25 protein-coding genes and 1 tRNA gene are annotated in these 23428 nt (G+C 65.1%); 17 read left to right on the plus strand and 9 right to left on the minus strand.

Annotated features, from left to right (window positions below; genetic code table 11):
- Positions 1 to 26 precede the first annotated feature (26 nt).
- The 7 genes from SPO_RS08895 to ribD all read left to right on the plus strand — a co-directional run bounded on the left by SPO_RS08895 (position 27) and on the right by ribD (position 7264).
- Positions 27 to 323 (plus strand): hypothetical protein, encoded by a 297-nt coding sequence (locus SPO_RS08895; RefSeq protein WP_011047482.1) that lies wholly within the window; start codon positions 27 to 29, stop codon positions 321 to 323.
- A 92-nt stretch (positions 324 to 415) separates the two neighbouring features.
- Positions 416 to 2365 carry a DNA primase gene (gene dnaG, locus SPO_RS08900; RefSeq protein ID WP_011047483.1) on the plus strand — a complete coding sequence of 650 codons (1950 nt, stop codon included), beginning with the start codon at positions 416 to 418 and terminating at the stop codon, positions 2363 to 2365.
- Between the two features lie 111 nt (positions 2366 to 2476).
- Positions 2477 to 4459: an RNA polymerase sigma factor RpoD gene (rpoD, locus tag SPO_RS08905; protein WP_011047484.1), complete on the plus strand. Its 1983-nt coding sequence runs from the start codon at positions 2477 to 2479 to the stop codon at positions 4457 to 4459.
- Positions 4460 to 4730: 271 nt separating this feature from the next.
- Positions 4731 to 5144: a hypothetical protein gene (locus SPO_RS08910; protein WP_011047485.1), complete on the plus strand. Its 414-nt coding sequence runs from the start codon at positions 4731 to 4733 to the stop codon at positions 5142 to 5144.
- Positions 5145 to 5163: 19 nt separating this feature from the next.
- Positions 5164 to 5574, plus strand: a complete 411-nt coding sequence (locus SPO_RS08915) for a secondary thiamine-phosphate synthase enzyme YjbQ (RefSeq protein ID WP_011047486.1) — start codon at positions 5164 to 5166, stop codon at positions 5572 to 5574.
- A 128-nt stretch (positions 5575 to 5702) separates the two neighbouring features.
- Positions 5703 to 6173 (plus strand): transcriptional regulator NrdR, encoded by a 471-nt coding sequence (gene nrdR / locus SPO_RS08920; protein ID WP_011047487.1) that lies wholly within the window; start codon positions 5703 to 5705, stop codon positions 6171 to 6173.
- Positions 6174 to 6193: 20 nt separating this feature from the next.
- A complete protein-coding gene (gene ribD / locus SPO_RS08925) occupies positions 6194 to 7264 on the plus strand; it encodes a bifunctional diaminohydroxyphosphoribosylaminopyrimidine deaminase/5-amino-6-(5-phosphoribosylamino)uracil reductase RibD (RefSeq protein ID WP_044028172.1) in 1071 nt (356 codons plus the stop codon).
- Between the two features lie 203 nt (positions 7265 to 7467).
- Here ribD and SPO_RS08930 read toward each other — a convergent pair whose 3' ends face one another.
- The 3 genes from SPO_RS08930 to SPO_RS08940 form a co-directional block, all read right to left on the minus strand.
- Positions 7468 to 9471, minus strand: coding sequence for a capsular polysaccharide biosynthesis protein (locus tag SPO_RS08930; protein ID WP_011047489.1), 2004 nt, complete (start codon positions 9469 to 9471; stop codon positions 7468 to 7470).
- A gap of 3 nt (positions 9472 to 9474) precedes the next feature.
- Positions 9475 to 10557, minus strand: a complete 1083-nt coding sequence (locus SPO_RS08935; protein ID WP_413243712.1) for a polysaccharide biosynthesis/export family protein — start codon at positions 10555 to 10557, stop codon at positions 9475 to 9477.
- 146 nt (positions 10558 to 10703) lie between these two features.
- Positions 10704 to 11996 carry a capsule biosynthesis protein gene (locus SPO_RS08940; RefSeq protein ID WP_011047491.1) on the minus strand — a complete coding sequence of 431 codons (1293 nt, stop codon included), beginning with the start codon at positions 11994 to 11996 and terminating at the stop codon, positions 10704 to 10706.
- A gap of 171 nt (positions 11997 to 12167) precedes the next feature.
- Between SPO_RS08940 and SPO_RS08945 the strand changes: the two genes are divergently transcribed.
- The 5 genes from SPO_RS08945 (at position 12168) to nusB (ending at position 15672) form a co-directional block, all read left to right on the plus strand.
- The gene (locus SPO_RS08945; protein ID WP_011047493.1) at positions 12168 to 12755 is read left to right on the plus strand and encodes a riboflavin synthase; all 588 of its coding nucleotides are present in this window, start codon (positions 12168 to 12170) and stop codon (positions 12753 to 12755) included.
- A gap of 3 nt (positions 12756 to 12758) precedes the next feature.
- Positions 12759 to 13331, plus strand: coding sequence for a hypothetical protein (locus SPO_RS08950; RefSeq protein WP_011047494.1), 573 nt, complete (start codon positions 12759 to 12761; stop codon positions 13329 to 13331).
- Positions 13332 to 13518: 187 nt separating this feature from the next.
- Entirely contained in the window at positions 13519 to 14640 is a 1122-nt protein-coding gene (gene ribB, locus SPO_RS08955) for a 3,4-dihydroxy-2-butanone-4-phosphate synthase (RefSeq protein ID WP_011047495.1), read from the plus strand.
- A gap of 1 nt (position 14641) precedes the next feature.
- A complete protein-coding gene (locus tag SPO_RS08960; RefSeq protein ID WP_011047496.1) occupies positions 14642 to 15193 on the plus strand; it encodes a 6,7-dimethyl-8-ribityllumazine synthase in 552 nt (183 codons plus the stop codon).
- Entirely contained in the window at positions 15190 to 15672 is a 483-nt protein-coding gene (gene nusB, locus SPO_RS08965) for a transcription antitermination factor NusB (RefSeq protein WP_011047497.1), read from the plus strand. The genes SPO_RS08960 and nusB overlap by 4 nt, the downstream gene beginning before the upstream one ends.
- 172 nt (positions 15673 to 15844) lie before the next feature.
- On the opposite strand, the gene SPO_RS22185 is transcribed toward nusB, so the two are convergent.
- Positions 15845 to 16621 carry a response regulator transcription factor gene (locus SPO_RS22185; protein ID WP_011047498.1) on the minus strand — a complete coding sequence of 259 codons (777 nt, stop codon included), beginning with the start codon at positions 16619 to 16621 and terminating at the stop codon, positions 15845 to 15847.
- A 96-nt stretch (positions 16622 to 16717) separates the two neighbouring features.
- On the opposite strand from SPO_RS22185, the gene SPO_RS08975 reads away from it, so the two are divergent.
- Both SPO_RS08975 and SPO_RS08980 read left to right on the plus strand, forming a co-directional pair.
- The gene (locus SPO_RS08975; RefSeq protein ID WP_011047499.1) at positions 16718 to 17023 is read left to right on the plus strand and encodes a hypothetical protein; all 306 of its coding nucleotides are present in this window, start codon (positions 16718 to 16720) and stop codon (positions 17021 to 17023) included.
- A gap of 278 nt (positions 17024 to 17301) precedes the next feature.
- Positions 17302 to 17748: an MmcB family DNA repair protein gene (locus SPO_RS08980; protein WP_044028175.1), complete on the plus strand. Its 447-nt coding sequence runs from the start codon at positions 17302 to 17304 to the stop codon at positions 17746 to 17748.
- A gap of 76 nt (positions 17749 to 17824) precedes the next feature.
- Here SPO_RS08980 and SPO_RS08985 read toward each other — a convergent pair whose 3' ends face one another.
- Positions 17825 to 18016: a DUF6324 family protein gene (locus SPO_RS08985; protein ID WP_044028177.1), complete on the minus strand. Its 192-nt coding sequence runs from the start codon at positions 18014 to 18016 to the stop codon at positions 17825 to 17827.
- Between the two features lie 78 nt (positions 18017 to 18094).
- On the opposite strand from SPO_RS08985, the gene SPO_RS08990 reads away from it, so the two are divergent.
- On the plus strand, positions 18095 to 18577 hold the full coding sequence (locus SPO_RS08990; protein ID WP_011047501.1) for a GNAT family N-acetyltransferase: 483 nt from the start codon (positions 18095 to 18097) through the stop codon (positions 18575 to 18577).
- A 46-nt stretch (positions 18578 to 18623) separates the two neighbouring features.
- Positions 18624 to 18700: transfer RNA gene (locus tag SPO_RS08995), tRNA-His, on the plus strand.
- A 56-nt stretch (positions 18701 to 18756) separates the two neighbouring features.
- Here the strand turns inward: SPO_RS08995 and SPO_RS09000 are convergent.
- Positions 18757 to 19773, minus strand: coding sequence for a hypothetical protein (locus SPO_RS09000; RefSeq protein ID WP_051420345.1), 1017 nt, complete (start codon positions 19771 to 19773; stop codon positions 18757 to 18759).
- A gap of 119 nt (positions 19774 to 19892) precedes the next feature.
- Between SPO_RS09000 and SPO_RS09005 the strand changes: the two genes are divergently transcribed.
- The gene (locus SPO_RS09005; protein WP_044028179.1) at positions 19893 to 20465 is read left to right on the plus strand and encodes a hypothetical protein; all 573 of its coding nucleotides are present in this window, start codon (positions 19893 to 19895) and stop codon (positions 20463 to 20465) included.
- 70 nt (positions 20466 to 20535) lie between these two features.
- Here the strand turns inward: SPO_RS09005 and SPO_RS09010 are convergent, their stop codons facing one another.
- The 3 genes from SPO_RS09010 to SPO_RS09020 all read right to left on the minus strand — a co-directional run bounded on the left by SPO_RS09010 (position 20536) and on the right by SPO_RS09020 (position 23384).
- Positions 20536 to 21795, minus strand: coding sequence for a TRAP transporter large permease (locus tag SPO_RS09010; protein WP_011047504.1), 1260 nt, complete (start codon positions 21793 to 21795; stop codon positions 20536 to 20538).
- Positions 21792 to 22334, minus strand: a complete 543-nt coding sequence (locus SPO_RS09015; protein ID WP_044028182.1) for a TRAP transporter small permease — start codon at positions 22332 to 22334, stop codon at positions 21792 to 21794. Before SPO_RS09015 ends, SPO_RS09010 begins: the two co-directional genes overlap by 4 nt.
- A gap of 66 nt (positions 22335 to 22400) precedes the next feature.
- Positions 22401 to 23384, minus strand: coding sequence for a TRAP transporter substrate-binding protein (locus SPO_RS09020; RefSeq protein ID WP_011047506.1), 984 nt, complete (start codon positions 23382 to 23384; stop codon positions 22401 to 22403).
- Positions 23385 to 23428: the final 44 nt, after the last annotated feature.

The following is a 23428-nucleotide window of genomic DNA, read 5'->3' on the forward strand; positions in this document are numbered from 1 at the left end:
AACCTTCGAATCCCGGGAGACGACCGATGTACCGTTACGCCCTTGTCGCGCTGCTTGCGGCCTCGCCGCTGGCGGCGGCCGAGACGAAGCAGCAGAGCTGCCAGTACCAGGCCGATGTGGTGGCCGCGATCCAGCAGGCGCGGCTGGACCGGGTCAAGGAACGCGATGTGCCCGCCGCGGTAGCAGCCACCAGCCCGACCTGGCCCGAGAATTACAATGCGGCGATCCCGCTGATCGCGCCCTGGGTCTATCAGCAGAAGATGCGCGATGTGCGCGACCAGGACCTGTCGGCGGCCTGGCTGGAACTGTGCCTGAAGCAATAGGCGCGCTTATCCGGCCCTGACGGGCCGTCTTCGCTGTGGATAAGGCGCGCCGCCCGCTTGGCGCGCCTTGCGCTTTCTGCCATCGTGGTCCCATGTCACTGCCCCCCGGATTTCTGGACGAGTTGCGAAGCCGCCTGAGCCTGACCCAGGTTGTCGGGCGCAAGGTCATGTGGGACATGCGCAAGTCGAACCAGGGCAAGGGCGACATGTGGGCGCCTTGCCCCTTCCACCATGAAAAGTCGGCCTCGTTCCATGTGGATGACCGCAAGGGGTTCTATTACTGCTTCGGCTGTCAGGCCAAGGGCGACGCGCTGACCTTTGTCCAGCAGACCGAGAATGTCGGTTTCATGGAGGCGGTCGAGATCCTGGCCCGTGAGGCCGGTATGACGATGCCCGCGCGCGACCCCAGAGCGCAGGAGAAACAGGACCACCGCAGCCAGCTGGCCGAGGTGATGGAACAGGCGGTGCGCTTCTTCCGCCTGAACCTGAGCGCCGGGGGCGGCGGAGCCGCGCGCGACTATCTGGCCCGGCGTGGCCTCAGCGCACAGGCGCTGGAACGCTGGGAGATCGGCTTTGCCCCCGATGGCTGGCAGGGGTTGTGGGATCACCTGCGCGGCAAGGGCGTGGGCGAGGAGCTGATCACGGGCGCGGGTCTGGCCAAACCCTCGACCAAGGGCGGCAAGCCCTATGACACCTTCCGCAACCGGATCATGTTCCCGATCCGGGACGCGCGCGGGCGCTGTATCGCCTTTGGCGGTCGGGCGATGGACCCAAAGGATAATGCCAAATACCTGAACTCGCCCGAGACGCTGCTCTTTGACAAGGGGCGCAGCCTGTTCAACCACGGTCCCGCGCGCACGGCGGCAGGGCAGGGCCAGCCGCTGATCGTGGCCGAGGGTTATATGGATGTGATCGCGCTGGCCGAGGCCGGGTTCGGCGCTGCCGTGGCGCCGCTGGGCACGGCTGTCACCGAGCATCAGTTGCAGATGATCTGGCGCATCGCCGACGAGCCCATCGTGGCGCTGGATGGCGACACGGCGGGCCTGCGCGCTGCGCTGCGGGTGGTCGATCTGGCACTGCCGCTGCTGGAGGCGGGCAAATCGGTGCGCTTTGCGATAATGCCCGAGGGTAAGGACCCCGACGACCTGATCCGCGCCGAAGGACCGGCAGCCATGCAAAGCGTGCTGGATCAGGCCCGGCCCATGGTGCAGCTGCTTTGGCAGCGCGAAACCGAGGGGCGGGTGTTCGACAGTCCCGAACGCAAGGCGGCGCTGGACAAGGCGCTGCGCGAAAAGATCAAGCTGATCCGCGACCCCTCGATCCGCGCCCATTACGGGCAGGAGATCAAGGATCTGCGCTGGCAGCTGTTCCGCCCGCAGCGCGGGACGAAACAGCCCTGGCAGCCCCGGGGCGGTCGCGGCGCCGCGCCTGCCGCCGCAACGGCGGGCACCCGGGCCTCGTTGCTGGCCAGTTCGGGCGAAGCGGCCCAGATCCGGCTGCGCGAGGCGGTGATCCTGGCCGCCGCCATCGCCACTCCGGCGGTGATCGTGCGGTTCGAGCACGCGCTGGAGCGGCTTGACTGTCATGACCCCGATCTGGCGATGCTGCGCGACCTGGCGCTGCGCATCGGTATCGACGATCCCGAGGGGCTGCGCGAGCGGATCGACCAGACTCTTGGCCCCGAGGCCCTTGAAAACCTCTATGCGCTGCGCCATGTGCAGGTGATCCCCTGTATGCGCCGACCGGGTGACGTGGACCTGGCCGAAATGACCCTGGCCGAGGAACTTGCGAAAATCCAGGCGCTGAGGGGGTATGACGCCGAGATCGAGGAGGCCCGAGAGGACATCGCCGAGGACGCCGACGAGTCGCTGACCTGGCGCGTCGCGCAGGCCGCCGAAGAGAAGCAGCGCGCCGCGCGCAGCCAGAACGAGGACAAGGCGCTGTTCGACGTGGCCGACAATGGCGCGCGAATCAAGCGCGACGAACGCGAGGCTTTTGACGCGATCATGGCGGGAATCGATTTTCGCCGGAAACGCCGCTAGGGCGTTTTCCTAAGGAAAAGGCAAAATAAAACCGGTAAACGGGTGGCCGAATCAATTCTGAGCACTAATGATTCGGCTCACACGAATCGCCCATCCCTGCAGGAGCACTGAATGGCCGCCAAGGACACCGCCGAAGACCAGAAGCCCGAAGACCAGGAAGACGAAGTCTCGCTCGACATGAGCCAGGCCCAAGTCAAGAAGATGATCGCCGAGGCCCGTGAAAAGGGCTATATCACCTACGATCAGCTCAACCAGGTTCTGCCGCCCGATCAGGTGAGTTCCGAGCAAATCGAGGATGTGATGTCGATGCTCTCCGAGATGGGCATCAATATCATCGAGGATGAAGAGGCCGAAGAGGAAGAGCAGAAGGGCTCGACCGACCTCATCACCACCGAAAGCAACCGCGAGGTTGCGCTGGCTGGCGCCCAGGCAGAAAAGCTCGACCGTACCGATGACCCGGTGCGCATGTATCTGCGCGAGATGGGTTCGGTCGAACTGCTCAGCCGCGAGGGCGAGATCGCCATCGCCAAGCGGATCGAGGCCGGGCGCAACACGATGATCGCCGGGCTGTGCGAAAGCCCGCTGACCTTTCAGGCGATCACCATCTGGCATGACGAACTTCTGTCCGAGGACATCCTGCTGCGCGACGTGATCGACCTGGAGGCCACCTTCGGCAACCAGCTGGATGACGAAGATGACGAGCCGGTGGTCGCGACCAGCGCGGTGCAGGCGGTCAAGCCGCAGCGCGAGGAGACCCCGGAATACGACGCCGACGGCAACCCGATCGTCACCGAGGATGACGAGGACGAGGACGATCAGGCCAACATGTCGCTGGCCGCGATGGAGGCCGCGCTCAAGGACAAGGTGCTGATCACGCTCGAGCGGATCTCGTCCGATTACGCACAGCTGAGCGAGATGCAGGACAGCCGTATCTCGGCCACGCTGAACGAAGACGGCTCGTTCAGCGCGCATGACGAGGCGACCTATCAGTCGCTGCGCTCGGAAATCGTGCTGCTGGTGAACGAACTGCACCTGCACAACAACCGGATCGAGGCGCTGATCGACCAGCTCTACGGCATCAACAAGCGGGTGATGTCGATCGACAGTTCGATGGTCAAGCTGGCCGACCAGGCGCGCATCAACCGGCGCGAGTTCATCGACGCCTATCGCGGGCGCGAACTGGACCCGAACTGGCTGGCCGAAATGGCCGAAAAGCCCGGTCGCGGCTGGCAGATGTTCATCGAACGCTCGTCCGACAAGGTTGAGGAGCTGCGCGCCGACATGGCCCAGGTGGGTCAGTATGTGGGTCTGGATATCTCTGAATTCCGCCGCATCGTGCAGCAGGTCCAGAAGGGCGAGAAAGAGGCCCGTCAGGCGAAAAAGGAAATGGTCGAGGCCAACCTGCGCCTGGTGATCTCGATCGCCAAGAAATACACCAACCGCGGGTTGCAGTTCCTCGACCTGATCCAGGAGGGCAACATCGGCCTGATGAAGGCGGTGGACAAGTTCGAGTATCGTCGCGGCTACAAGTTCTCGACCTACGCGACATGGTGGATCCGCCAGGCGATCACCCGCTCCATCGCCGACCAGGCCCGCACGATCCGCATCCCAGTCCATATGATCGAGACGATCAACAAGCTGGTGCGCACCGGTCGCCAGATGCTGCACGAGATCGGCCGCGAACCGACGCCGGAAGAACTGGCCGAAAAACTGCAGATGCCGCTGGAAAAGGTCCGCAAGGTGATGAAGATCGCCAAGGAGCCGATTTCGCTGGAAACCCCGATCGGGGACGAGGAAGACAGCCAGCTGGGCGATTTCATCGAGGACAAGAATGCCGTGCTGCCGCTCGACAGTGCCATTCAGGAGAACCTCAAGGAAACCACGACCCGCGTGCTGGCCTCGCTCACCCCGCGCGAGGAACGTGTTCTGCGGATGCGGTTCGGCATCGGTATGAACACCGACCACACGCTGGAGGAAGTGGGCCAGCAGTTCAGCGTTACCCGCGAGCGTATCCGCCAGATTGAGGCCAAGGCGCTCAGGAAACTGAAACACCCCAGCCGCTCGCGCAAGCTGCGCAGCTTCCTGGACCAGTGATCAAGGCGCCCCCGCAAGGGGGCGTTTTCTTTTGGGGTGTGGCTGGCGCGACATGAACAGATCGCAACGCCCGTCTGCTTACCCTGCGCTGCCACCTCTGTGTAGCGGTTGTTCGGATACACTCCCTGTCCGGTGGGCGAGCCAAAGTTCCGGCATATGTTTCCGTTATCTGCGGCAAATCCATGCGATCGGGCAATTTTTGCGTGATCTCCCCTGTCTCTGCCCGCAGATGCGCCCTAGATAGGGCATATAGGCAAAACGGATTGAGACCATGACCGGACTGACAAAGATTCTCGCCCTTGCGGTGTTTCTCGGGGCTGGCGCTCAGGCCCAGGCGTTGACCACGCGGATGGGGCACCGGGTTCTGCCGGTCAATGATGCGGTGTTCGAGGTTGTTCCGCGCGGCAAACAGCGGGTCGGCGATTTCTGGTGCGCGGCCTCGGAATATGCCCGGCGCGAGCTGGGCGCGGGCTGGAATGATCGGATCTATCTGGTGCGCGGGCGCGGGCCCAGCGTGACCACCGGGCGCAAGACGGCGGTGCAATTCTCGATGACGCCCGAGGCGGTGGGCGTGACACCGCTGGAAAACGAGCTGACCACCATCCGCACCGGGCTCAAGGTCGGCGACAACATGACCGTCAACCAGGGCAACAGCTATTGCGAATTCGGCCCGGTGCGGCCCTGAGGCCAAGGGCGCAGGTGCCATGCTGACCGAGTTTTCGATCTCGACCCGGGGCGTGGGCCTTTACGAGTTTACCGGCGAGGTGACCCGCTGGCTGGCGGGGCAGGGCGACGGGCTGCTGACGCTGATGGTGCGGCATACCTCGTGCTCGCTGTTGATCCAGGAAAACGCCGACCCAGAGGTGCAGAGCGATCTGACCGCCTATTTCGACCGGCTGGTGCCGCCCGCCGATCACCCCTCGATGCGCTATCTGCGCCATACCTACGAAGGCCCCGATGACATGCCCGCCCATATCAAGGCGGCGCTGATGCCGGTGTCGCTGGGCATTCCGGTGCGGGCGGGGGCGCCCATGCTGGGCACCTGGCAGGGTCTCTATCTGGTCGAACACCGCCGCGCGCCCCATGACCGCCGGATCGCCGCCCATTTCGCCTGACCCGGGCCCCTCATTATCTAGGGGCTGCAAATCTCCTCTACCCAAATCCTAGCGTTGGGCCTATAGTTGTGGATAAGTGAGCCGAAGCGTTCACAAAAGAGGCGGATTAACGGACGAGGAGACGGCGGATGCGCTGCCCGTTTTGCGGAAATATCGACACTCAGGTCAAGGATTCACGCCCGGCAGAGGATCATGTCTCGATCCGCCGACGCCGGTTCTGCCCCGCGTGTGGCGGCCGGTTCACCACCTACGAACGGGTTCAACTGCGCGATCTGGTGGTCATCAAGACCAGCGGCAAGCGCGAGGATTTCGATCGCGACAAGCTGGAACGCTCGATCCGCATCTCGATGCAGAAACGGCCGATCGACCCCGAACGGATCGACCAGATGATTTCCGGCATCGTGCGGCGTTTGGAAAGCATGGGCGAAACCGACATCCCGTCGAAGAAGATCGGCGAGATCGTGATGGAGGCGCTGGCTCGGATCGACACCGTCGCCTATGTTCGTTTTGCCAGCGTTTACAAGAACTTCCAGGCGGCTGACGACTTCGAGGACTTTGTCCACGAGCTGCGCCCGCCAAGCCCGCCAACCGAAGAGTGAGCATGTCTGACGCGCGATACATGGCGCTGGCCCTATCCCTGGGCCGGCGTGGGCAAGGTGTCTGCTGGCCCAATCCGGCAGTGGGCTGCGTCATCGTCAATGAGGGTCGCATCGTCGGGCGGGGCTGGACCCAGCCGGGCGGGCGGCCCCATGCCGAGGTGGTCGCACTGGCCCAGGCCGGTGGGGCGGCGCGCGGCGCCACCGCCTATGTCACGCTGGAACCCTGCGCCCATCACGGCAAGACGCCACCCTGCGCCGAGGCGCTGATCGCTGCTGGCGTGGCGCGGGTGGTCGCCGCCATCGAGGATTGCGATCCGCGTGTGGCGGGCAACGGGTTCGAGATGCTGCGCCGCGCCGGGATCGAGGTGTCGGTCGGCATCGGCGAGGATGCGGCAGCGCGCGATCTGGCGGGCTTCTTCCTCAAGACCGAGCTGGGCCGGCCTTGGGTCACCCTGAAACTGGCCAGCAGTTTTGACGGCCGCATCGCCACGGCCTCGGGCGAAAGCCAATGGATCACCGGACCCGAGGCGCGGCGCGCGGTGCACGCCATGCGCGCGCGCCACGATGCGGTGCTGGTGGGGGCCGGAACGGCGCGCTCGGATGATCCCTCGCTGACGGTGCGCGACATGGGCGTGGCGCAACAGCCGGTTCGGGTGGTGGTGTCGCGCTATCTCGACCTGCCGTTGATGAGCCAGCTGGCCCGGACCGCGCGGCAGGTGCCGGTCTGGCTCTGCCATGGGCCCGGCGTGGATGGTGACCGCGTCCGCGCCTGGGAAGGCACCGGCGCGCGTCTGATCCCCTGTGCGGTCGAGGCCGGACAGATCAGCGCGACCGACCTGCTGCGGCAATTGGGCGGGCAGGGGCTGACCCGGGTGTTCTGCGAAGGCGGTGCCTCGCTGGCCGCCTCGCTGTTGGCGGCCGACATGGTGGACGAGCTGGTAGGCTTTACCGCGGGCCTTGCGATCGGGGCCGAGGGCTTGCCCGCCGTGGGTGTGCTGGGGCTGGAACAGTTGTCCGAGGCGGCGCGCTTCGACCTGATCGAGACCCGCGCCATCGGCGCCGATATCCTGCATCGCTGGCAACGCCAATAGGTGGGCCTTGATCCCATTGAGCGCCTTCGGCGCGCTTTATCCTGGGCTTTGTGGCGCGGCAACGCCGGTTTTCAGGCGACGGGCCCTGTTGCGCGAACGGATGCTTCCGGCGGGAGTTTTTGTTGCGAAATGAAGGGGCTGCTGCTTCTTTCTGGTCCTAAATACTCATTTCCGGCCCCGTCAAGCGCGCAAGGATGCGGGTTTCAGCGCCACAGATGGGCATGGGTAGCCAGCAGGCCTTGCAGCTTTGACAGCAGCCGGTTGGCGGGCCCGGGATGGGGGATGGCGCCAGAGGCGAGGCGTTGGGCGGCAACCTCGACCGGGCAGGGCTGGCCCGTACGCGGATCCCAGTAGCGCGGGTAGTCGATCAGCGCGGCATGGACGAGGCCGGCCAGGTCCGGCCGCGCCTGCCGCCGCGCCGGGATGGGGCCCAGGTCGCGGGTGAGGCCCCAGCCAGCATAGAAGGGCGCGCCGAGCGTGGTCACCGGCAGGCCGCGCAGCAAGGCCTCGAAGCCCAGCAGAGAGGTCAGCGTCCAGACTTCGTTCACCTGATCCAGAAGCTGCATCGGGTCGGCTTGGGTCGCGATCACATCGGCCAGCGTGCCCGGGTCGATGCCGCCGACACGCAACCCCGCCTCGACGTCGGGGTGTGGCTTGTAGACGATCACCGCCTGCGGATGCGCGGCGCGGACGCTGCGCAACAGGTCCAGATTGCTGCGTATCTCGCCGGTGCCGGTCAGGATCGAGGCGTCGTCCTCGACCTGGCCGGGCACCAGGATGCGGTGGCCGGGGGGCAGGTCGGGCAGGGCGCCGCCGAGGTTGTATTTGCTGATGCGCGCGGTGGTGAGCATGCGGATCAGCGCCTCGGCCCGCTGGCGCTGGTCGGCGCGCAGCTCGGCGCGGCGGGCGATCAGGCTCTCCAATGCGCTGGGGCGGGTCGGGTCGTAATAGATGCCACTGTCATCGGTGACCAGCGACAGCGGCGGCACCAGTTCCGCCCCCAGCCCGCGCGAGCGCAGAAAGCCGTCCTCGACCCGGGTGGCTGTGTCGCTGGCCGCTGCGCGCGCGGCCCAGACCATATGCGGGCGCGGATCCCCGGCGGCGGGCGTGTCGGTAAAGCTGATCCGGCCAAAGCGTCCGAACATGCGTTTCAGCGGGCGGCGTTTCCACAGGCGCATGCCTCCCGCTGTCCATCCCGCCCGATCCTGCCGCCAGGCGCGGGTCTGCGCCTCAAGCGTGTCGAGCACGGTTTCCAGCTCGCAAAGCTTGTCGCCGAACGGATCGTACCAGGTGGGATAAAGGATCATTGCGGCGGCAAAAAGCTGTGCGCGCGTCAGGCGGCGCTCGCGGCGGGGCACCGGGTGTTCGTCCAGCGTCAGCCCCCAGCCGGCATAGAAGGGCTGGCCAAAGACGCGCGGCTTGTGCCCGGCCAGGATCGCCTCGAACCCCAGTTGCGAGGACAGGGTGTAGACGCCCACTGCGCCGTCGAGCAGGGCCCAGGGGCTGAGCGGGGCGTCGTAAAGGCTGACGCGTACGCTGATATCGCGCTCGCCATAGTAGCCGGGGCGGAACCCGGCGGCGGTTTCGGGATGGGTCTTGATCAGCACCCTTGCGCCGGGGTGTTCCTCTTGCGCAAAGACAAGCATCTCGCGGAACAGCGCGTCATTGCCGCCGCTGGCGGTGACCGAAGCATCGCCGCGGGTCTGGTCGATCACCAGAACATAGCCCGGTTCGGGCAGCGGCAGATCGGGATCGGTGGCGCAGTACTTGCTCAGATGGTTTTCGCGGATGCGCGCCATGGCGTCGCGGGCCCGGTTCAACAGCGTGGTATCGTCCAGCGGGGCGCTGGTCAGCAGCTGCTCCAGATCGCTGGGCGTTGTGGGGTCGAAATGCACGCCCGCGCGGTCCAGCAACAGGCCCAGCGGCGGTTCGCCCGCGCGGCCGGGAAAGAGCGAGCGCAGAAAGGCATCCTCGACCCGCAGCAGCGGGGCCGCGTGGCGCGCGGCCACGGCCAGGCCGCGATGCGCGGTCGGGCTGTTGCCCCAGATACCGACCTGATCGCCCTCGGACGGCAGGCCCAGCCGGATATCGTAGCCCGCCAGCGTCAGGATGCGGCGCAAGCGGCGTTGGGTGAGAAAACCACCGTTATAAACGAACAGCCGGGAGCGGTCGCTCCCGGCTGCCCGGTTCATGCCACTGGGCGACATGCGTCAGCTGCCAGCGATCGTCTGCAGGTTGGCCAGCGGGGTCAGGCCGCCGGAGATAAGCGAGATGGTCTTGGTCCACTGGGCATAGGGCGCTTCGGTGACGTAAAGCGTGTCCTCGTCCCGGATCACGAAATCGCGGGCGGTGAACAACCCGTTGGGTTCGGTCAGGTTCAGCACGTAAACCATGCGCTGCGCGCCCTGCAGGTCGTCGCGGCCCAGAACCAGGCCGGCAATCTCGGCCGGCTCGTTGCGGAACACAAAGACACCGGTCGGATCCGAGGCCGCCGAGATCAGGCCGCCGACCTGGGCGATGGCCTCGAGTGCGGAGAGGTCCTGTGTTTCAAAGGGCACGCGGGCCTGGGTGTTGGTGGCGCCCAACGCCGTGAACGAGCGGGTGTCTTCCTCGACCAGGATGCGGTCGCCGCCGCGCAGGGCGATGTCCAGCTCGGGGTGGTTGAACAGGTCCTGATACCAGACCTTGCCCTGTTGGTTGCCGCGGATCACGGTGACCTCGGCGATATCGGGCTGGATGGTCACGCCGCCAGCCTGGGCCAGCATGGTCGACAGGGTGCGGGTGGGGCGTTCGATCGGATAGATGCCCTGGCCGCCCACGGCACCGGTCAGCGACACGGTCGAGCCGTCGCCCGCAACGCGGCGCACCTGTACCTGCGGGTCCGGGGTCTGCTCTTCGAGGCGGGCGGTGATCACTTCGCGCAGCTGGTCGGGCGTGTTGCCCGAGGCGCGCAGGCGCCCGGCATAGGGCACAAAGATGAACCCGGCGCTGTCCACCTGCACCTCTTCGAGGATGGTGGCGTTCGACGCCTCGTTGGCCAGCAGGCCGTCATCGACGTTTTCCCAGACCGTCAGGCCCAGAACGTCACCCGGGCGGATCGTGTCCGAGGTCAGCGGGGACGCATTTTTGAACGCATCCGAAAAGCCCAGCGCCGGCACCACGGCGGTGGCGCGGGTCACGCGGTCATTGACGGCGACGATAAAGGCATCGCCCTCTTGCTGGACGGATCCGGCAAAGATTTCCCGTTTATTGGGGCCGACTTTCGGCAACGAACACGAGGCCGCGACAGACATCGCAGCCAGCACAAGAACGGGCTTCGCCCAACGGACGGGGATCAGTTTCACTGCTCGGTCTCCTCGACCTTATATGTTTCTGCCTCAGTTTTTTTGTCAAACTATCGGAATCCGGATGAAAAATCCAGTCCCGGTTGCAGCTGGAGTCAGTTCACCAGGCGCAACTGTTGCCGTGGTGCCGCTTTGCCTGATTTCAGCGCGTCATAGGGGTCGTCCGGCGACAGCATCATGTCGACCACCTGGCGCAGCAACTGGCGCCGGCCCTTGCGCGAATAGAAGCCGCCGGGCAGTTGGCTGGTTTCCAGCAGATAGCGGCGGTATTCCTTATAGGCGCGGGCATCGGGCCGGTTGGCGGCCGCAAAGAACTCGCTTGCGGTCTGGGTCGAGACGAATTCGGGCTTGTCATAGACCGCGCGACCAAACACCTTGAGCGGGATGCCGCGCCACAGCACCTGCTGGCCGGCGGTGGAGTTCACCGTGACCGCGCTGCGCGCATCGTTCAACAGCTGCGCCAGCTTGCCGCCACGCACGTAATGCACCCGCCCCTCCAGCCCGTGCTGGCGGGCCAGCCGACGGACCTCGCGCCGGAGCGGCACCCGGCCGTTTTCCAGCGGATGCGCCTTGACCACAAGGTGATGATGTTGCGGCGCGCCCCGGGCGAAGCCGTCAAAGATCTCCTCGAGGAAATCGGTCATCGTGGAAAAGGGTGAATGCTGCTGGAACGAGCTGTCATGTTCCAGCTGCAGCAAGGCCAGGTGATAGGGAAAGCCGCCATTGCGGATGCGCGCGGTGGCCAGCATCCGTTCGACCGCCAGCGCCGGCATCAGCAACAGGCGTTGCAGATATAGCTGGAATTCCTTGGTTACCGGCAGATCGCGATGCGGCTTGAACCGGCGATAGCCCTGATTGGTGAACATGACGAACCAATGATACAGCGCGCCGTAGAAGATATGCTGGCGCATGTCGCCCCAATGCGAGGGCGGCAGCGGCGTTTCCAGATCCGACAGCGCCAGCGCCGCGCGCATTTCCTCCAGCGTCATGTCCATCAGGCGCGAGTTGCCGTTCGAGCCCTCGCGCTCGTAAGTGACCCAATAGGGGCGCAGATAGCCTTCCTCGAACACATGCACGCCCAGTCCGCGCGCCTTGGCCGCCGCAACCGCACTGGCATGGATGGGCCTTGTATCGCCGTAGAGGACAATATCGGTGACGCCCTTGCGCTCCAGCAGGTCCGCAAAGGCCTGCGGCCAGTCCTCGTGCGCGCCCTTGTAGGGGATGAAGCTTGGCGGATGGAACCAGAACGCCCGGTCGCCCGCATTGAAACCGACCCGCCACACCTCGGCCCCCGCCGCGCGCAGCATCCGGCCAAGCGCGTGGAAAAAGGGCCCATGCGGACCCTGGAGGAACAGAAAGACCCGTCTTGTCTGGGCCTGTTCGGGCATGGTGGCGCCTTTCCTGACTAGCTATGCCCGGTTTTCGGGCTTGGCCTCGATCCTGACCGGCCAATCGGGCGAAACTATGACCCGGGTGGGGCAGGCGGGCAAGCGGGGGCTTGCCGCGCGCGTGGCGGGGCGTTACCTCGGTGCAGGAATGGCACAGCAAAGGTAAGAACCATGTTTACGGGCATCGTCACCGATATCGGCACCGTGGTCGAGCTGGAACAGCGCGGCGATCTGCGTGCGCGCATCCGCACCGGATACGACACCTCGGGCATCGACATCGGCGCCTCGATCGCCAGCGACGGGGTCTGCCTGACCGTGATCGCGCTGGGGCCGGACTGGTATGATGTCGAGATCAGCGCCGAGACCGTGTCCAAGACCAATCTGGGCGGCTGGTCGGTGGGCAAGCGGGTGAACCTCGAACGCGCGCTCAAGGTGGGCGACGAGCTGGGCGGCCATATCGTGTCGGGCCATGTGGACGGGGTGGCCGAGGTGGTGGCCATGGCCGACGAGGGGGACAGCACCCGCGTTACCCTGCGCGCGCCTGCTGATCTGGCCCGCTTCATCGCGCCCAAGGGATCGGTGGCGCTGAACGGCACCTCGCTGACCGTGAACGCGGTCGAGGGGGCCGAATTCGGCATCAACTTCATCCCTCATACCAAAGAGGCGACCACCTGGGGCGGTGTCGCGGTTGGCGACCGGGTCAACCTGGAAATCGACATGCTGGCGCGCTATGTCGCGCGGCTGGCCGAGGCGCTCTGAGCCATGGCCGGGATCGGGCATAATGGCGGTCCGTCGATGGAGCACGGCCGTCTGTGGCGCACCCATGCCTGGCGGCAGGCGCAAAAGGCGCTGATGCCCGAGGCGATCCCGATGCTGGTTTTGCGGATGCGCATGCGCCGCGCCGCCGAACTGGGCATGACCTACCGCACATATGCAAAGGTACGGCAGTATTCCGGGCAGGATATCCTGGGGCTGCTGTTCTCGTCGAACGCGCTGCGCATCTTTGGCTCGGGCGGCGAGATACCCGAGGCCGAGGCGCAAATCGTGACGCAGGTGGCCGCAGCCGCGCGTCTGAGCCTGGTGCATCCGCCCGCCACACCACAGGCGGTGCTGGCCGCCAACCGCGCGCTGGCCGCCGCCGACCGCGCGCCGCATCTTTCCGACAGCTGGGCGCAGATGCGCGATCGGGTGCAGGGCCTGATCCACAGCCAGCGCCTGCCATCCTCGGGTGTGCTGGTCATCGGTGACGCCCCGCTCGAGGCCGACTGGGCCGCCGCCGGGCGCGCCGCCGGATACCTGCCCTCGGCCGAGTATTTCGCCCATCAGGCCGGTTAGGGCGCAAACCCGCCCCTTCATTTCGCCAAAAATACTCCGGGGGAGGCGCCACAGGCGCCGGGGGCAGCGCCCCCAAAACCGAACCCCGAACGCCGCGTCCCGCACCCGCCCTGCCGTTTGTGCACTGGCATTCGCGCGCGCGGTGGTCTATCTGCGCAGACAGACAAGACAGCTGAAAGGCCGCCCCATGAGCTTTGAGACGCCCGGACCCGTCGAGGCCCGCCTGCGCGACGCGATCAGCCCGATCGAAGAGATCATCGACGAGGCGCGCAAGGGCCGGATGTATATCCTGGTCGATCACGAGGATCGCGAGAACGAGGGCGATCTGTGCATCGCCGCCGAGTTTGCCGATGCCGCCGCGATCAACTTCATGGCCACGCATGGGCGCGGACTGATCTGCCTGCCGATGACCGCCGACCGGATCGACCGTCTGGGCCTGCCGATGATGGCGGTCAACAACTCCTCGCGCCACGAGACCGCCTTTACCGTCTCGATCGAGGCGCGCGAGGGCGTGTCGACCGGCATTTCCGCCGCCGACCGGGCGCTGACGGTTGCCACCGCGATCAATGAACAGAACACCATGGCAAGCCTTGCCACCCCCGGACACATCTTCCCGTTGCGCGCCAAGCGGGGCGGGGTGCTGGTGCGCGCCGGTCATACCGAGGCGGCGGTGGATATCTCGCGTCTGGCGGGGCTGAACCCTTCGGGCGTGATCTGCGAGATCATGAAGGAAGACGGCACCATGGCGCGGCTGCCCGATCTGGTCGATTTCGCCGAGCGGCACGGGATGAAGATCGGGACCATCAGCGACCTGATCTCCTATCGCGCCCGCAACGACAATCTGGTGGACGAAACCGCCCGCAGCACCGTCACCTCGGAATATGGCGGCGACTGGGAGATGCGCATCTTTACCGACCAGACCCACGGCATCGAACATGTGGTGCTGGTCAAGGGCGACATCTCGACCCCCGAACCGGTGCTGACCCGCACCCATGCGCTGCACGAGGCCTCGGACGTGCTGGGCCTCGGCCCCAAGCCGACCCAGGAACTGCCCCGCGCGATGGAGAAGATCGCCGCCGAAGGGCGTGGCGTCGTCTGCCTGTTCCGCCAGCCGCGCAACGCGCTTTACGCCAGTGACGAGGACGGCGTGCGCACCATCAAGCAGACCGGTCTGGGTGCCCAGATCCTGTCCAAGATGGGCCTGCACGAGCTGATCCTGCTCACCGACTCGCCGCAAACCAGATATCTCGGGCTCGACGCCTATGGCCTGACCATTGTCGGCACCCGCCCCATTCTGAAGGACGCCTGACATGGCTGGACACGAGACCCATTACACGCTGCCGCGCCCCGAATTCGACAAGCCGGTGAAACTGCTGATCGTGGTAGCGCCCTATTACAAGGATATCGCCGACAATCTGGTCGCCGGCGCCAAGGCCGAGATCGAGGGTGTCGGCGGCAGCTGGGATCTGGTCGAGGTGCCCGGTGCGCTTGAGGTGCCCACCGCCATCGCCATGGCCGACCGGCAGAGCAATTTCGACGGCTACGTGGCGCTTGGCTGCGTGATCCGGGGCGAGACCACCCATTACGATACCGTCTGCAACGACAGCAGCCGCGCGATCCAGTTGATGGGGCTTCAGGGCCTGTGCATCGGCAACGGCATCCTCACGGTCGAGACCCGGCCCCAGGCCGAGGTCCGCGCCGATCCGGGCGCGATGAACAAGGGCGGCGGCGCGGCTGCTGCGGCCTTGCATCTGATCGCGCTCGGACGTAAGTGGGGCGCTTCGAGAAAGGACGTGGGATTCCGCCCCAAGGCGGATGACATCCTTCTCGCCGAGGACAAGAACGGATCCCGCACCGCATGAGCCAGAGCGACACCCCCAAACCGGTCAACCGGAAACGCCAGATGAAATCCGCCGCGCGGCTTTATGCCGTGCAGGCGCTGTTCCAGATGGAGCATTCGGGCCAGACGGTCGAATCCGTCGTGTCCGAGTTTCTCGAGCACCGCTTCGGCGCCGTTTACGAGGGCGACGAACTGGCCGAGGGCGACGCGGCGCTGTTTCGCGCGCTGGTGGGGGATGCGGTCAACAATCAGGCGCTGATCGACCAGATGACCGACCGCGCGCTGGTGGCGAAATGGCCGATCGCGCGGATCGACCCGACGCTGCGCGCATTGTTTCGCGCCGCCGGTGCCGAGTTCAGCCAGAACGACACCCCGCCCAAGGTGGTGATCACCGAATTCGTCGATATCGCCCGCGCCTTCTTTCCCGAGGGACGTGAGACCAGTTTCGTGAACGCGGTGCTGGACCACATGGCCCGCGAGGCACGCCCGGACGCGTTCTGAGCCGCAGGCGCCCCGGTCTCTGCCCGGGCTGACGCAGGAAAACCGGCGGCGGCCGTCCATGGGACTGCGCCGCCGCCGCTCGTAAAAATGCCTGGATAAAATTCACCGGGGCCACCACTCACGACTGGAACCCGGCCCCTGAGAACTAGCGCAAGTCTGTTGTCAAAGATACCTATCTGTTCCGATAGGCGGGGTCGCTCAGCAGGCCCATCTGCATCGCCCGCACCAGCGCCGCCTCGCGGGTGGGGGCGCGCAGCTTGTCGCGGGCCGATTTCAGATGCATCCGCACGGTGACCTCGCTGATTTTCATAGCGGCGGCGATCTGTTCATTGCGCAGCCCGTCGGCCAGCAGGTGCAGCGCCTCGCGCTCGCGGCGCGACAGCGGGGCAGTGGTGCCCAGAATCGGGGTCAGGTCCTGGCCCGACGATTGCCCATGTTCGGTTCCAGGCCCCAGATTGGTGCCGATGACCGTGGCCAGAATACGCATTCCGGCCGATTGTTCGGTCATCCAGGAATCGGCCTCGGGGTGATCGGTGAACAGCGCCACCAGCATCGCCTGATTGCCGGGGCAGGGCACGATCAGGCTGAAGACATGCCGATATCCATGTTCGACCAGCCCGGAATACAGCGCCAGCGCGGTGTCCGAATTGCTTTCCTGCAAACGGCGGCCCGAATCGATGTAGAGGCTCTCGGGCCCCTGACGGGCCTGGGCCAGTACCAGATCGGCATCCGAATACCCGCCTTCGGCATAGAGCTTGAGCCAGTTCGGCGCCATCGAACTGCGGGCCCAGTGCAGGATCCCGGATTTGGGGGTGAACTGCCCCATGTTCAGCGCCTTGAAGCCAAACTCGTTCAGACGGGCGACCGCGTGCTCCCAGCGCGCCGCATCGTCGAAGATATGAGAGAGGCTTTCCAGCAGATCGAGGGCAAACTGAGTGACGTTTCGCATTCCGGCTCCGGCATATATTGTCGCAGATCCGTCGGGGTACCCTGCCTTCCGGGTCATTTTGCGCTAGAATGATGCAGGACAACAAGGAGTAAGGCCATGCCCCGTCTGATCCGTCTCTACGTCACCCAGGTTCTGGTCGGTTTCGCGATCTCGGCGGTGTTCATCGCGGGCCTCCTGTGGCTCGATATCGCGGGGCTGCGGGGGCTGATTGTCCGATCCGATTCGGCGCTGCTTGCCGTGTTCATGCTGTGGTTCATGAACGGGATCGTCTTTGCCGGGGTGCAATTCGCCTGGAAGATCATGAGCCTGGCCGAGGACGACACGCCGCCGCGCGGCGGCAGCAAAGTGTCCGACCTGCGCCCGGTCCCGGTCCGGCAGGAAGCCCCGGCGCACCGGGGCTGAGTTCCGCCTGATGGGCAGAAAGCGGCGGGAACCACCAGGGGTCGACCGTGCGGTTTGATTCCCGAGGACCTGTATGTACAGGTGGGCGCCAGATAATCAGGCCAGGACCTGAACAGAGCCAGCCCCCTCGGAAATGTTTAAGGCCACCGGAATGCTACCTGTCACGAGAAGGGCAGAACCCGCCATTCCCATAGGTAGGGCCAGGAGCGGGCGCCCGCAAGGGGGCAGGCGCCGGGAACGGGCTTGAATTTTGTTCACCTATTGTTCACCATGTGCCCATGACACTCGATTTGCAACCCGGACAGCGGCTGGCACGCGGCGTCGCGCGCCATCTCAGGGCGCATGGATTCGTCTCGGTCGAGGAGTTCGTGCCCGCCCGCGGGTTGCGCGTGGATGTGATGGGGCTGGGCCCCAAGGGTGAAATCTGGGTGATCGAATGCAAGTCGAGCCGGGCCGATTTCCAGGCGGATGCCAAATGGCAGGGCTATCTTGAGTGGTGCGACCGGTATTTCTGGGCGGTGGATATGGAGTTTCCGGCCGAGCTGCTGCCTGCGGAAAGCGGGCTGCTGATTGCCGATGCCTATGACGCCGAGATCGTGCGCATGGCACCCGAGCAGAAGCTGGCCCCGGCCCGGCGCAAGGTGCTGATCCAGAAATTCGCCACCCACGCGGCGCGGCGCCTGCAGGCGCTGCGCGACCCCGAGGGCCACGGCATTTTCGAATGAAGCGTATCGAGTGCGGACAGCGCCGTTTTCCGCACCGGAAAACGGCCCGGAAAACGTATCGTTTTCCGGCGCCCCCTCAGCGTTTGGACATCAGGCGGGCGGCCTGGGCGGCGGCGCGGATTTCCTCGGCTATCTCCTCGGCCTCTTCGGGATCGAAATCCATCGGCACCTCGACCCCGTGCGCCTCGACAAAGAGCCGCACCATCCCCGCATCGGTCGGACCGATCTGAAGATTCGCCTCGATATCGCGTTCGGTATTGATGCCCATGTCGTCCTCCGGGAAAACTGTTGCCGGACTAGACCGGGGCGGGTTGAGAATCAAGCCGCTTCCGGGCTCTGATAGGGTATGGACACACCCGTTTTGCGCCTCTTTCGCCCCGATGACGCCCCCTGGCTGGTCGAACAGCATGGGGTTCACTATGCCCGCGCCGAGGGGTTCGATGACAGTTTCGGGCCGCTGGTGGCGCGCATCCTCGACGATTTCATCGCCGACCATGACCCCGATCGCGAGCGCGGCTGGATCGCCGAGGCGGATGGCCAGAGGCTGGGCAGTATTTTCTGTGTCCGCCTCGACGAGACCACGGCCAAGCTGCGCCTGTTCCTGCTGGTGCCCGAGGCGCGCGGGCGGGGCCTGGGCCGCCGTCTCCTCGACACCTGCATGGGGTTTGCGCGGGACAAAGGGTATACGCAAATGCAACTCTGGACCCATGAGAGCCACCGCGCCGCCTGCGCCCTTTACGCCGCCACCGGCTGGCAGTTGACCGATAGCAAACCGGTGCATTCCTTTGGCGTCGACCTGGTCGAACAAAGCTGGAAAATTACGCTCTGACCCTCTTGCAATCCGCAACCCGGTTGGGTACATCGCCCCTCACGGTGCCGCCTTAGCTCAGTTGGTTAGAGCGCTGGATTGTGGATCCAGAGGTCCCCTGTTCAAGCCAGGGAGGCGGTACCATAAACGGTTTCCCCCATATCGCATGATGTCGCGCCCTCGGGCGCCGGGGCCGGGCTTCAGCGCAGCCACAGCCCCTTGGATTTGATCCGGTTGCGGATCGCCTGTTCCTTGTGCGGCAGGTTTTCGCGATCGAACATCTCGCGGATCTTCTCGCCCTTGCCCTGATAGACCATCTTCTTCAGCGGCTCGTAATTCTTCAATACTTTCTTGATCTTGTTGGGGGATGCGACCTCTTCCAAAACCTCGATCACGCGGTCTGACTCGCGTGCATAAAGCAGCGGAAACAGGCGGTAGTGACAGCTGACCGCGCCGTCCAGCAGCCCCTCGGGCAGGCAATCGCGCCCGCCGCCAAACGAGTGGATCACCAGCGGCAGCGCCACCTGGTCGAGCCAGGGATTGAGGCTTTGGCAGATCAGCTCGGGCAGCGGCGTGTCGCGGATCGAGCGGGCATAGGTCAGGAACCGGTGCCCGAACTTGTGGGGGCATTCGTAATAAAAGAAACCGGCGTTGAAGTAGAGATAGCGCTTCCAGTATTCGTCCGGCTGCTCGAAATCCAGCGAGCTTTCGAAATCCAGCCCGAAGCGGGAATAGAGCGCCCGCCAGATCTCGGTATAGCCAGGGCCATAGAGGGTAGGCTGGGGCCAGGTGCCCTCGCGTTTGAGCGAGGCGGTGGGGCGGCTGAAATCGAAGGGCACCGACATCAGATCGCCGGTGATCAGCGTGTCGGTGTCGAAAAACACGAAAGGTTCGCCCTCGGGCAGGGCCAGCAGCGCCTCGATCTTGTTTCCATGTGGATAGGTCTGGCCGAACACCTTGTTCTCGAACGGCAAAAGCTCGGCCCCGAGCGTGTCGAGCGCGGCGCGTACCTCGTCACTCTGGATGCTCGGGTCCTCGTCCCATTTCGGGCCGGGCTGCGGATGGGCGACGAACAGGCGGCCGTTGAAACCGGGCGATGAATGGCGCAGCGAGGCGGCAAACAGCACCGCCTCGTATTGCAGGCGGTTGTTCTGCCCGACCACCACGATGTTGAAGGGCTTGCGCCCCGTATCTGCTGCGACCTGAGTCTGTGCCATATGCTGCCCGCCGCCGGAATTGGTGATGCGGCGCCCCTCTTTTGGCGTAGTATAGGGGCAGGGGCCGGGCGTCAAAAGCCCGGATTTCCCGCCAACTGATTTTGAAAGGCCCGATCCAGATGCTCGACATTCTGCTCTTTCTCATCGCCGGTGCGGCGCAATCCGGTCAGGTGGAAGGCAAGACGCCCGCCCCAAGCGACAGCGCCGCGGTTACGGCCCCGGCCGAAGCGCCGGCGGCCCCCGCCTTTCTGGCGCCCGAACCCAAGGCCGAGGCCCCCGCGACCCCGGCCTTCCTGTCTCCGGCGCCGCAGCTGGTGGCCGAGCCGCAGGTGCCCAGCGGCAAGTTCACCACCGCAACCGAGGTCAAGCCGATCCTGAATGCCACGCGCGGCAACTGGGTGGCGCTGCGCGATTACAACGGGCAGGATCTGCTTTATGTCACGCATCTGTGGTCCTGGCGCTGCGGGCTGGCGCAGATGTCGGTCTCGATCAACGGGGCCGCGCCCGAGATCTGGCCGTTGCCACCCTGCCATGCCGAGACGGCTGCGCCCAACGCGATCATCGACAGCGACGGCCTGCCGTTTCGCAGCTACCCCTCGGGTTCGGTCGCGCAGATCGCGGTCGAGCTGATCTATGACGATCTGAGTGCGGACAGTGCCAGCTTTGCGCGTGCACAGGTGCTGATGCCCTGAGGTCGGCTGTCCAGCTTACCATCCCCGGATCGCGCTGCGATCCGGGGCACAGGCGTGACGCCGATGACGATCAGATCAGCGCGGTGCTCAGGATGGGGAAATAGCTCAGCATTACCAGCACCACCGCCACCGCCAGCAGGAACGGCCAGAGTGCGGTGAAGATGGTGAAGGGGCGCACCCCCGACATGGCCGAGGCGATGTACAGGCCCACGCCCACCGGTGGCGTCAGCAGGCCCAGCACCAGGTTCAGGCTGATCACCACCCCAAACTGATAGGGGCTGATGCCATAGCTGTTCATCGCGATCGGCAGCAGGATCGGCGTGATCAGGATCAGCGCCGCGATGCCGTCGATCAGCATGCCCACGAACAGCAGGCACAGGTTGACGATCAGCAGGAAGGTGAACGGGTCCGAGGTGACGGTGGACAGAAACGCCGCCAGTTTCTGCGGCAGTTCCTCGTAGATCACCACCCAGCCGAACACATTGGCTGCCGCGATCATGAAGATCACCAGCGAGGAATTGGTGGCCGTGCGTGCGAACATGGCGCCCAGATCGCGGATATGGATCTCGCGATAGACCAGCCAGCCCACGCCAAAGGCGATGAGCGAGGCGACGGCGGCGCTTTCGGTCGGGGTGGCGATGCCAAAGAGGATGCCGCCGACGATGGCCAGAGGGATCAGAAAGGCGGGCAGGGCGTCGCGCAGGGCACGCAGCGCCTGCGGCATCGTCATCCACTCGCCCTTTGGAAACTGCTGGCTGAGCCCGATCAGCGCCACCACCACGAAAAACGACCCGGCCATGATCAGGCCGGGGATGATGCCGGCGATGAACAGATCGCCGATCGGCAATTGCGCCAGCACGCCATAGATCACGAACAGCATCGAGGGCGGGATCACTGGCGCCAGCAGCCCGCCGGCAGCGGTGGTGGCGGCGGCGAAACCGGGGTCATAGCCTTCGTCCTTCATGGCGGGCACCATGGCCCGGCTCATAACCGCGATCTGGCTGGCCGCCGATCCGATGATCGCGGCCATGAACATGTTGGCCAGCAGGTTGATATAGGCCAGCCCGCCGCGAAACCCGCCGACAAAGACGCGCGCGGCATGCACCAGGCGCTGGGTCATGCCGCCTTCGTTCATCAACTCTCCGGTCAGGATGAACAGGGGAATGGCAAGCAGCCCGTAATTCTCGACACCTGCGAACATCTGCTGGGCGAAACTGTCATACAGTACCAGATTGCCGCTGTCATAGATGTACCAGAGCGCGGTCAGCGCCAGCACCAACGCGATGGGAACCGAGGCAAAGAGCAGGACCAGGAATAGGATCGGGGTCATTGCGCGGCCTCCGCCTCGGGGTGTCGCCCCGGATTAATCAGGTTGGCCGCCGAATGCAGCAGCGCCCCCAGGGTAAAGAGCGGCATCACCAGCCAGACCCAGACCTTGGGCAGGCCCAGCGTGTTGGTCGGTTCGGCATAGATGAAGTTGAAGGTCTGACCCTGGAACGCCTTCACGTCCCAGCCCGCCCGCATCAGTTCCAGCGGCATGAACCAGCGCAGGCAGATCCAGACCATCAGGCAGGCAAAGAGGAACAGCACCAGATCGACCACCCGTTCCAGCAGGCGCGCGCTATGGCTTCCCAGCATCTCGTTCACCAGGGTGACGGCGATGGCGCTGCGGAAATGGATCGCGGCAGAGGCGGCCAGAAAGGTCATCCAGACCATGGCATAGATCGCCGCCTCGTCCACCCAATAAATGGCGTTGCCAGCCGCGCGGGTGACGACGTTGAGAAGTATGAGTCCTGTGACCGAGGCCGCCAGCGCGGCGGCGCAGACCAGTTCGACGCTGGCCCAGAGATGCGATGCCCGATACAGCATGTGCCTGCCTTCAGCTGTCGTGAAACGGGCCGGCACAGGGCCGGCCCGACGCGGGGTTTTCAGGGGTTATTGCAGGTCGGCCGCGGTCTTGCGCAGCTCGGGCAGCGACGGGGCCTTGTCTGCCCAGATCGTTTCCCATTGCGCGATGGCGTCACCGAAGAAACTTTGATCCACCCGCTTGAAGGTCTTGCCCACCTTGGTCAGCGCATCGGTCCATTCCGGCTCTTTGACCATGTAAACGTCCAGCGTGCTGTCCACATGCTTGGCCATCAGCTCGGAAATCATCGCCTTGTCGGCATCGCTCATCCCGGCATAGACCCGGGCCGAGATCAGCCCGACCATCGGGAACATCATGTGGTTCGAGATCAGGATCGTGTCGGCATGTTCGTGATATTTCAACACGTTGATCAGCTCGACATCCATGTCGATCGCATCCACCTGGCCATTGGCCAGCGCGTCATAGACCGCCGGCAGCGGCATCGGCGTGGGTGCGGCCCCCAGCGCGTTGTAGAAATCGAGGATCGGGTCAAAGGGCGTGATCCGCAGCTTGAGCCCGGACAGATCGGCCGCGGAATTCACCGCGCCCCGGCTGAGGATCTGGCGCATCCCGGCGCTGCCGAATCCAACGCCGACCACACCCGCCTCTTGCGGCAGCACCGCCAGCATGCCACGCGCGGTGTCCGAGCGCAGGATCGCGGCGGCATGGTTGATGTCACCGGCCAGGTAAGGGGCATAGAAAGCGCCCATGTTGGGCACCCGGTTCGACACTTCGGCCACGGTCATGAAGGCCATGTCCAGCGCCCCGGTCTGCAGCTGCTGCAGCATCTGCGCCTCGTTGCCCAGCTGGCGGGCAGGGAAGACCGATACCGAATGCGCGCCGCCCGATTTCTCGGACAGTTCGGCGCCAAAGGCCTCGGCGGCCTTGGTCCAGGTATGCGGGGGCGGGGTGATCAGGCCCAGGCGAAATTCCTTGGCCGCCGCCGGCAGCGCGGCCAGTACCAGCGCGGCACAGGCAACCCCCCGGGCCAGTCCCTTGAAGCTGATTGTCATGTGGTTCTCTCCCTTTTGGAATCGGTGTTTTTTGGCAGTCTAAA

The organism is Ruegeria pomeroyi DSS-3 (genome assembly GCF_000011965.2).
GTDB lineage: Bacteria > Pseudomonadota > Alphaproteobacteria > Rhodobacterales > Rhodobacteraceae > Ruegeria_B > Ruegeria_B pomeroyi.

Bases quoted from the DNA above. Each gene is read 5' to 3' on its own strand.
- SPO_RS08895 (WP_011047482.1), top strand. From the start codon at position 27: ATGTACCGTTACGCCCTTGTCGCGCTGCTTGCGGCCTCGCCGCTGGCG.
- dnaG (WP_011047483.1), top strand. From the start codon at position 416: ATGTCACTGCCCCCCGGATTTCTGGACGAGTTGCGAAGCCGCCTGAGC.
- rpoD (WP_011047484.1), top strand. From the start codon at position 2,477: ATGGCCGCCAAGGACACCGCCGAAGACCAGAAGCCCGAAGACCAGGAA.
- SPO_RS08910 (WP_011047485.1), top strand. From the start codon at position 4,731: ATGACCGGACTGACAAAGATTCTCGCCCTTGCGGTGTTTCTCGGGGCT.
- SPO_RS08915 (WP_011047486.1), top strand. From the start codon at position 5,164: ATGCTGACCGAGTTTTCGATCTCGACCCGGGGCGTGGGCCTTTACGAG.
- nrdR (WP_011047487.1), top strand. From the start codon at position 5,703: ATGCGCTGCCCGTTTTGCGGAAATATCGACACTCAGGTCAAGGATTCA.
- ribD (WP_044028172.1), top strand. From the start codon at position 6,194: ATGGCGCTGGCCCTATCCCTGGGCCGGCGTGGGCAAGGTGTCTGCTGG.
- SPO_RS08930 (WP_011047489.1), bottom strand. From the start codon at position 9,471: ATGTCGCCCAGTGGCATGAACCGGGCAGCCGGGAGCGACCGCTCCCGG.
- SPO_RS08935 (WP_413243712.1), bottom strand. From the start codon at position 10,557: ATGTCTGTCGCGGCCTCGTGTTCGTTGCCGAAAGTCGGCCCCAATAAA.
- SPO_RS08940 (WP_011047491.1), bottom strand. From the start codon at position 11,996: ATGCCCGAACAGGCCCAGACAAGACGGGTCTTTCTGTTCCTCCAGGGT.
- SPO_RS08945 (WP_011047493.1), top strand. From the start codon at position 12,168: ATGTTTACGGGCATCGTCACCGATATCGGCACCGTGGTCGAGCTGGAA.
- SPO_RS08950 (WP_011047494.1), top strand. From the start codon at position 12,759: ATGGCCGGGATCGGGCATAATGGCGGTCCGTCGATGGAGCACGGCCGT.
- ribB (WP_011047495.1), top strand. From the start codon at position 13,519: ATGAGCTTTGAGACGCCCGGACCCGTCGAGGCCCGCCTGCGCGACGCG.
- SPO_RS08960 (WP_011047496.1), top strand. From the start codon at position 14,642: ATGGCTGGACACGAGACCCATTACACGCTGCCGCGCCCCGAATTCGAC.
- nusB (WP_011047497.1), top strand. From the start codon at position 15,190: ATGAGCCAGAGCGACACCCCCAAACCGGTCAACCGGAAACGCCAGATG.
- SPO_RS22185 (WP_011047498.1), bottom strand. From the start codon at position 16,621: ATGCGAAACGTCACTCAGTTTGCCCTCGATCTGCTGGAAAGCCTCTCT.
- SPO_RS08975 (WP_011047499.1), top strand. From the start codon at position 16,718: ATGCCCCGTCTGATCCGTCTCTACGTCACCCAGGTTCTGGTCGGTTTC.
- SPO_RS08980 (WP_044028175.1), top strand. From the start codon at position 17,302: ATGACACTCGATTTGCAACCCGGACAGCGGCTGGCACGCGGCGTCGCG.
- SPO_RS08985 (WP_044028177.1), bottom strand. From the start codon at position 18,016: ATGGGCATCAATACCGAACGCGATATCGAGGCGAATCTTCAGATCGGT.
- SPO_RS08990 (WP_011047501.1), top strand. From the start codon at position 18,095: ATGGACACACCCGTTTTGCGCCTCTTTCGCCCCGATGACGCCCCCTGG.
- SPO_RS09000 (WP_051420345.1), bottom strand. From the start codon at position 19,773: ATGGCACAGACTCAGGTCGCAGCAGATACGGGGCGCAAGCCCTTCAAC.
- SPO_RS09005 (WP_044028179.1), top strand. From the start codon at position 19,893: ATGCTCGACATTCTGCTCTTTCTCATCGCCGGTGCGGCGCAATCCGGT.
- SPO_RS09010 (WP_011047504.1), bottom strand. From the start codon at position 21,795: ATGACCCCGATCCTATTCCTGGTCCTGCTCTTTGCCTCGGTTCCCATC.
- SPO_RS09015 (WP_044028182.1), bottom strand. From the start codon at position 22,334: ATGCTGTATCGGGCATCGCATCTCTGGGCCAGCGTCGAACTGGTCTGC.
- SPO_RS09020 (WP_011047506.1), bottom strand. From the start codon at position 23,384: ATGACAATCAGCTTCAAGGGACTGGCCCGGGGGGTTGCCTGTGCCGCG.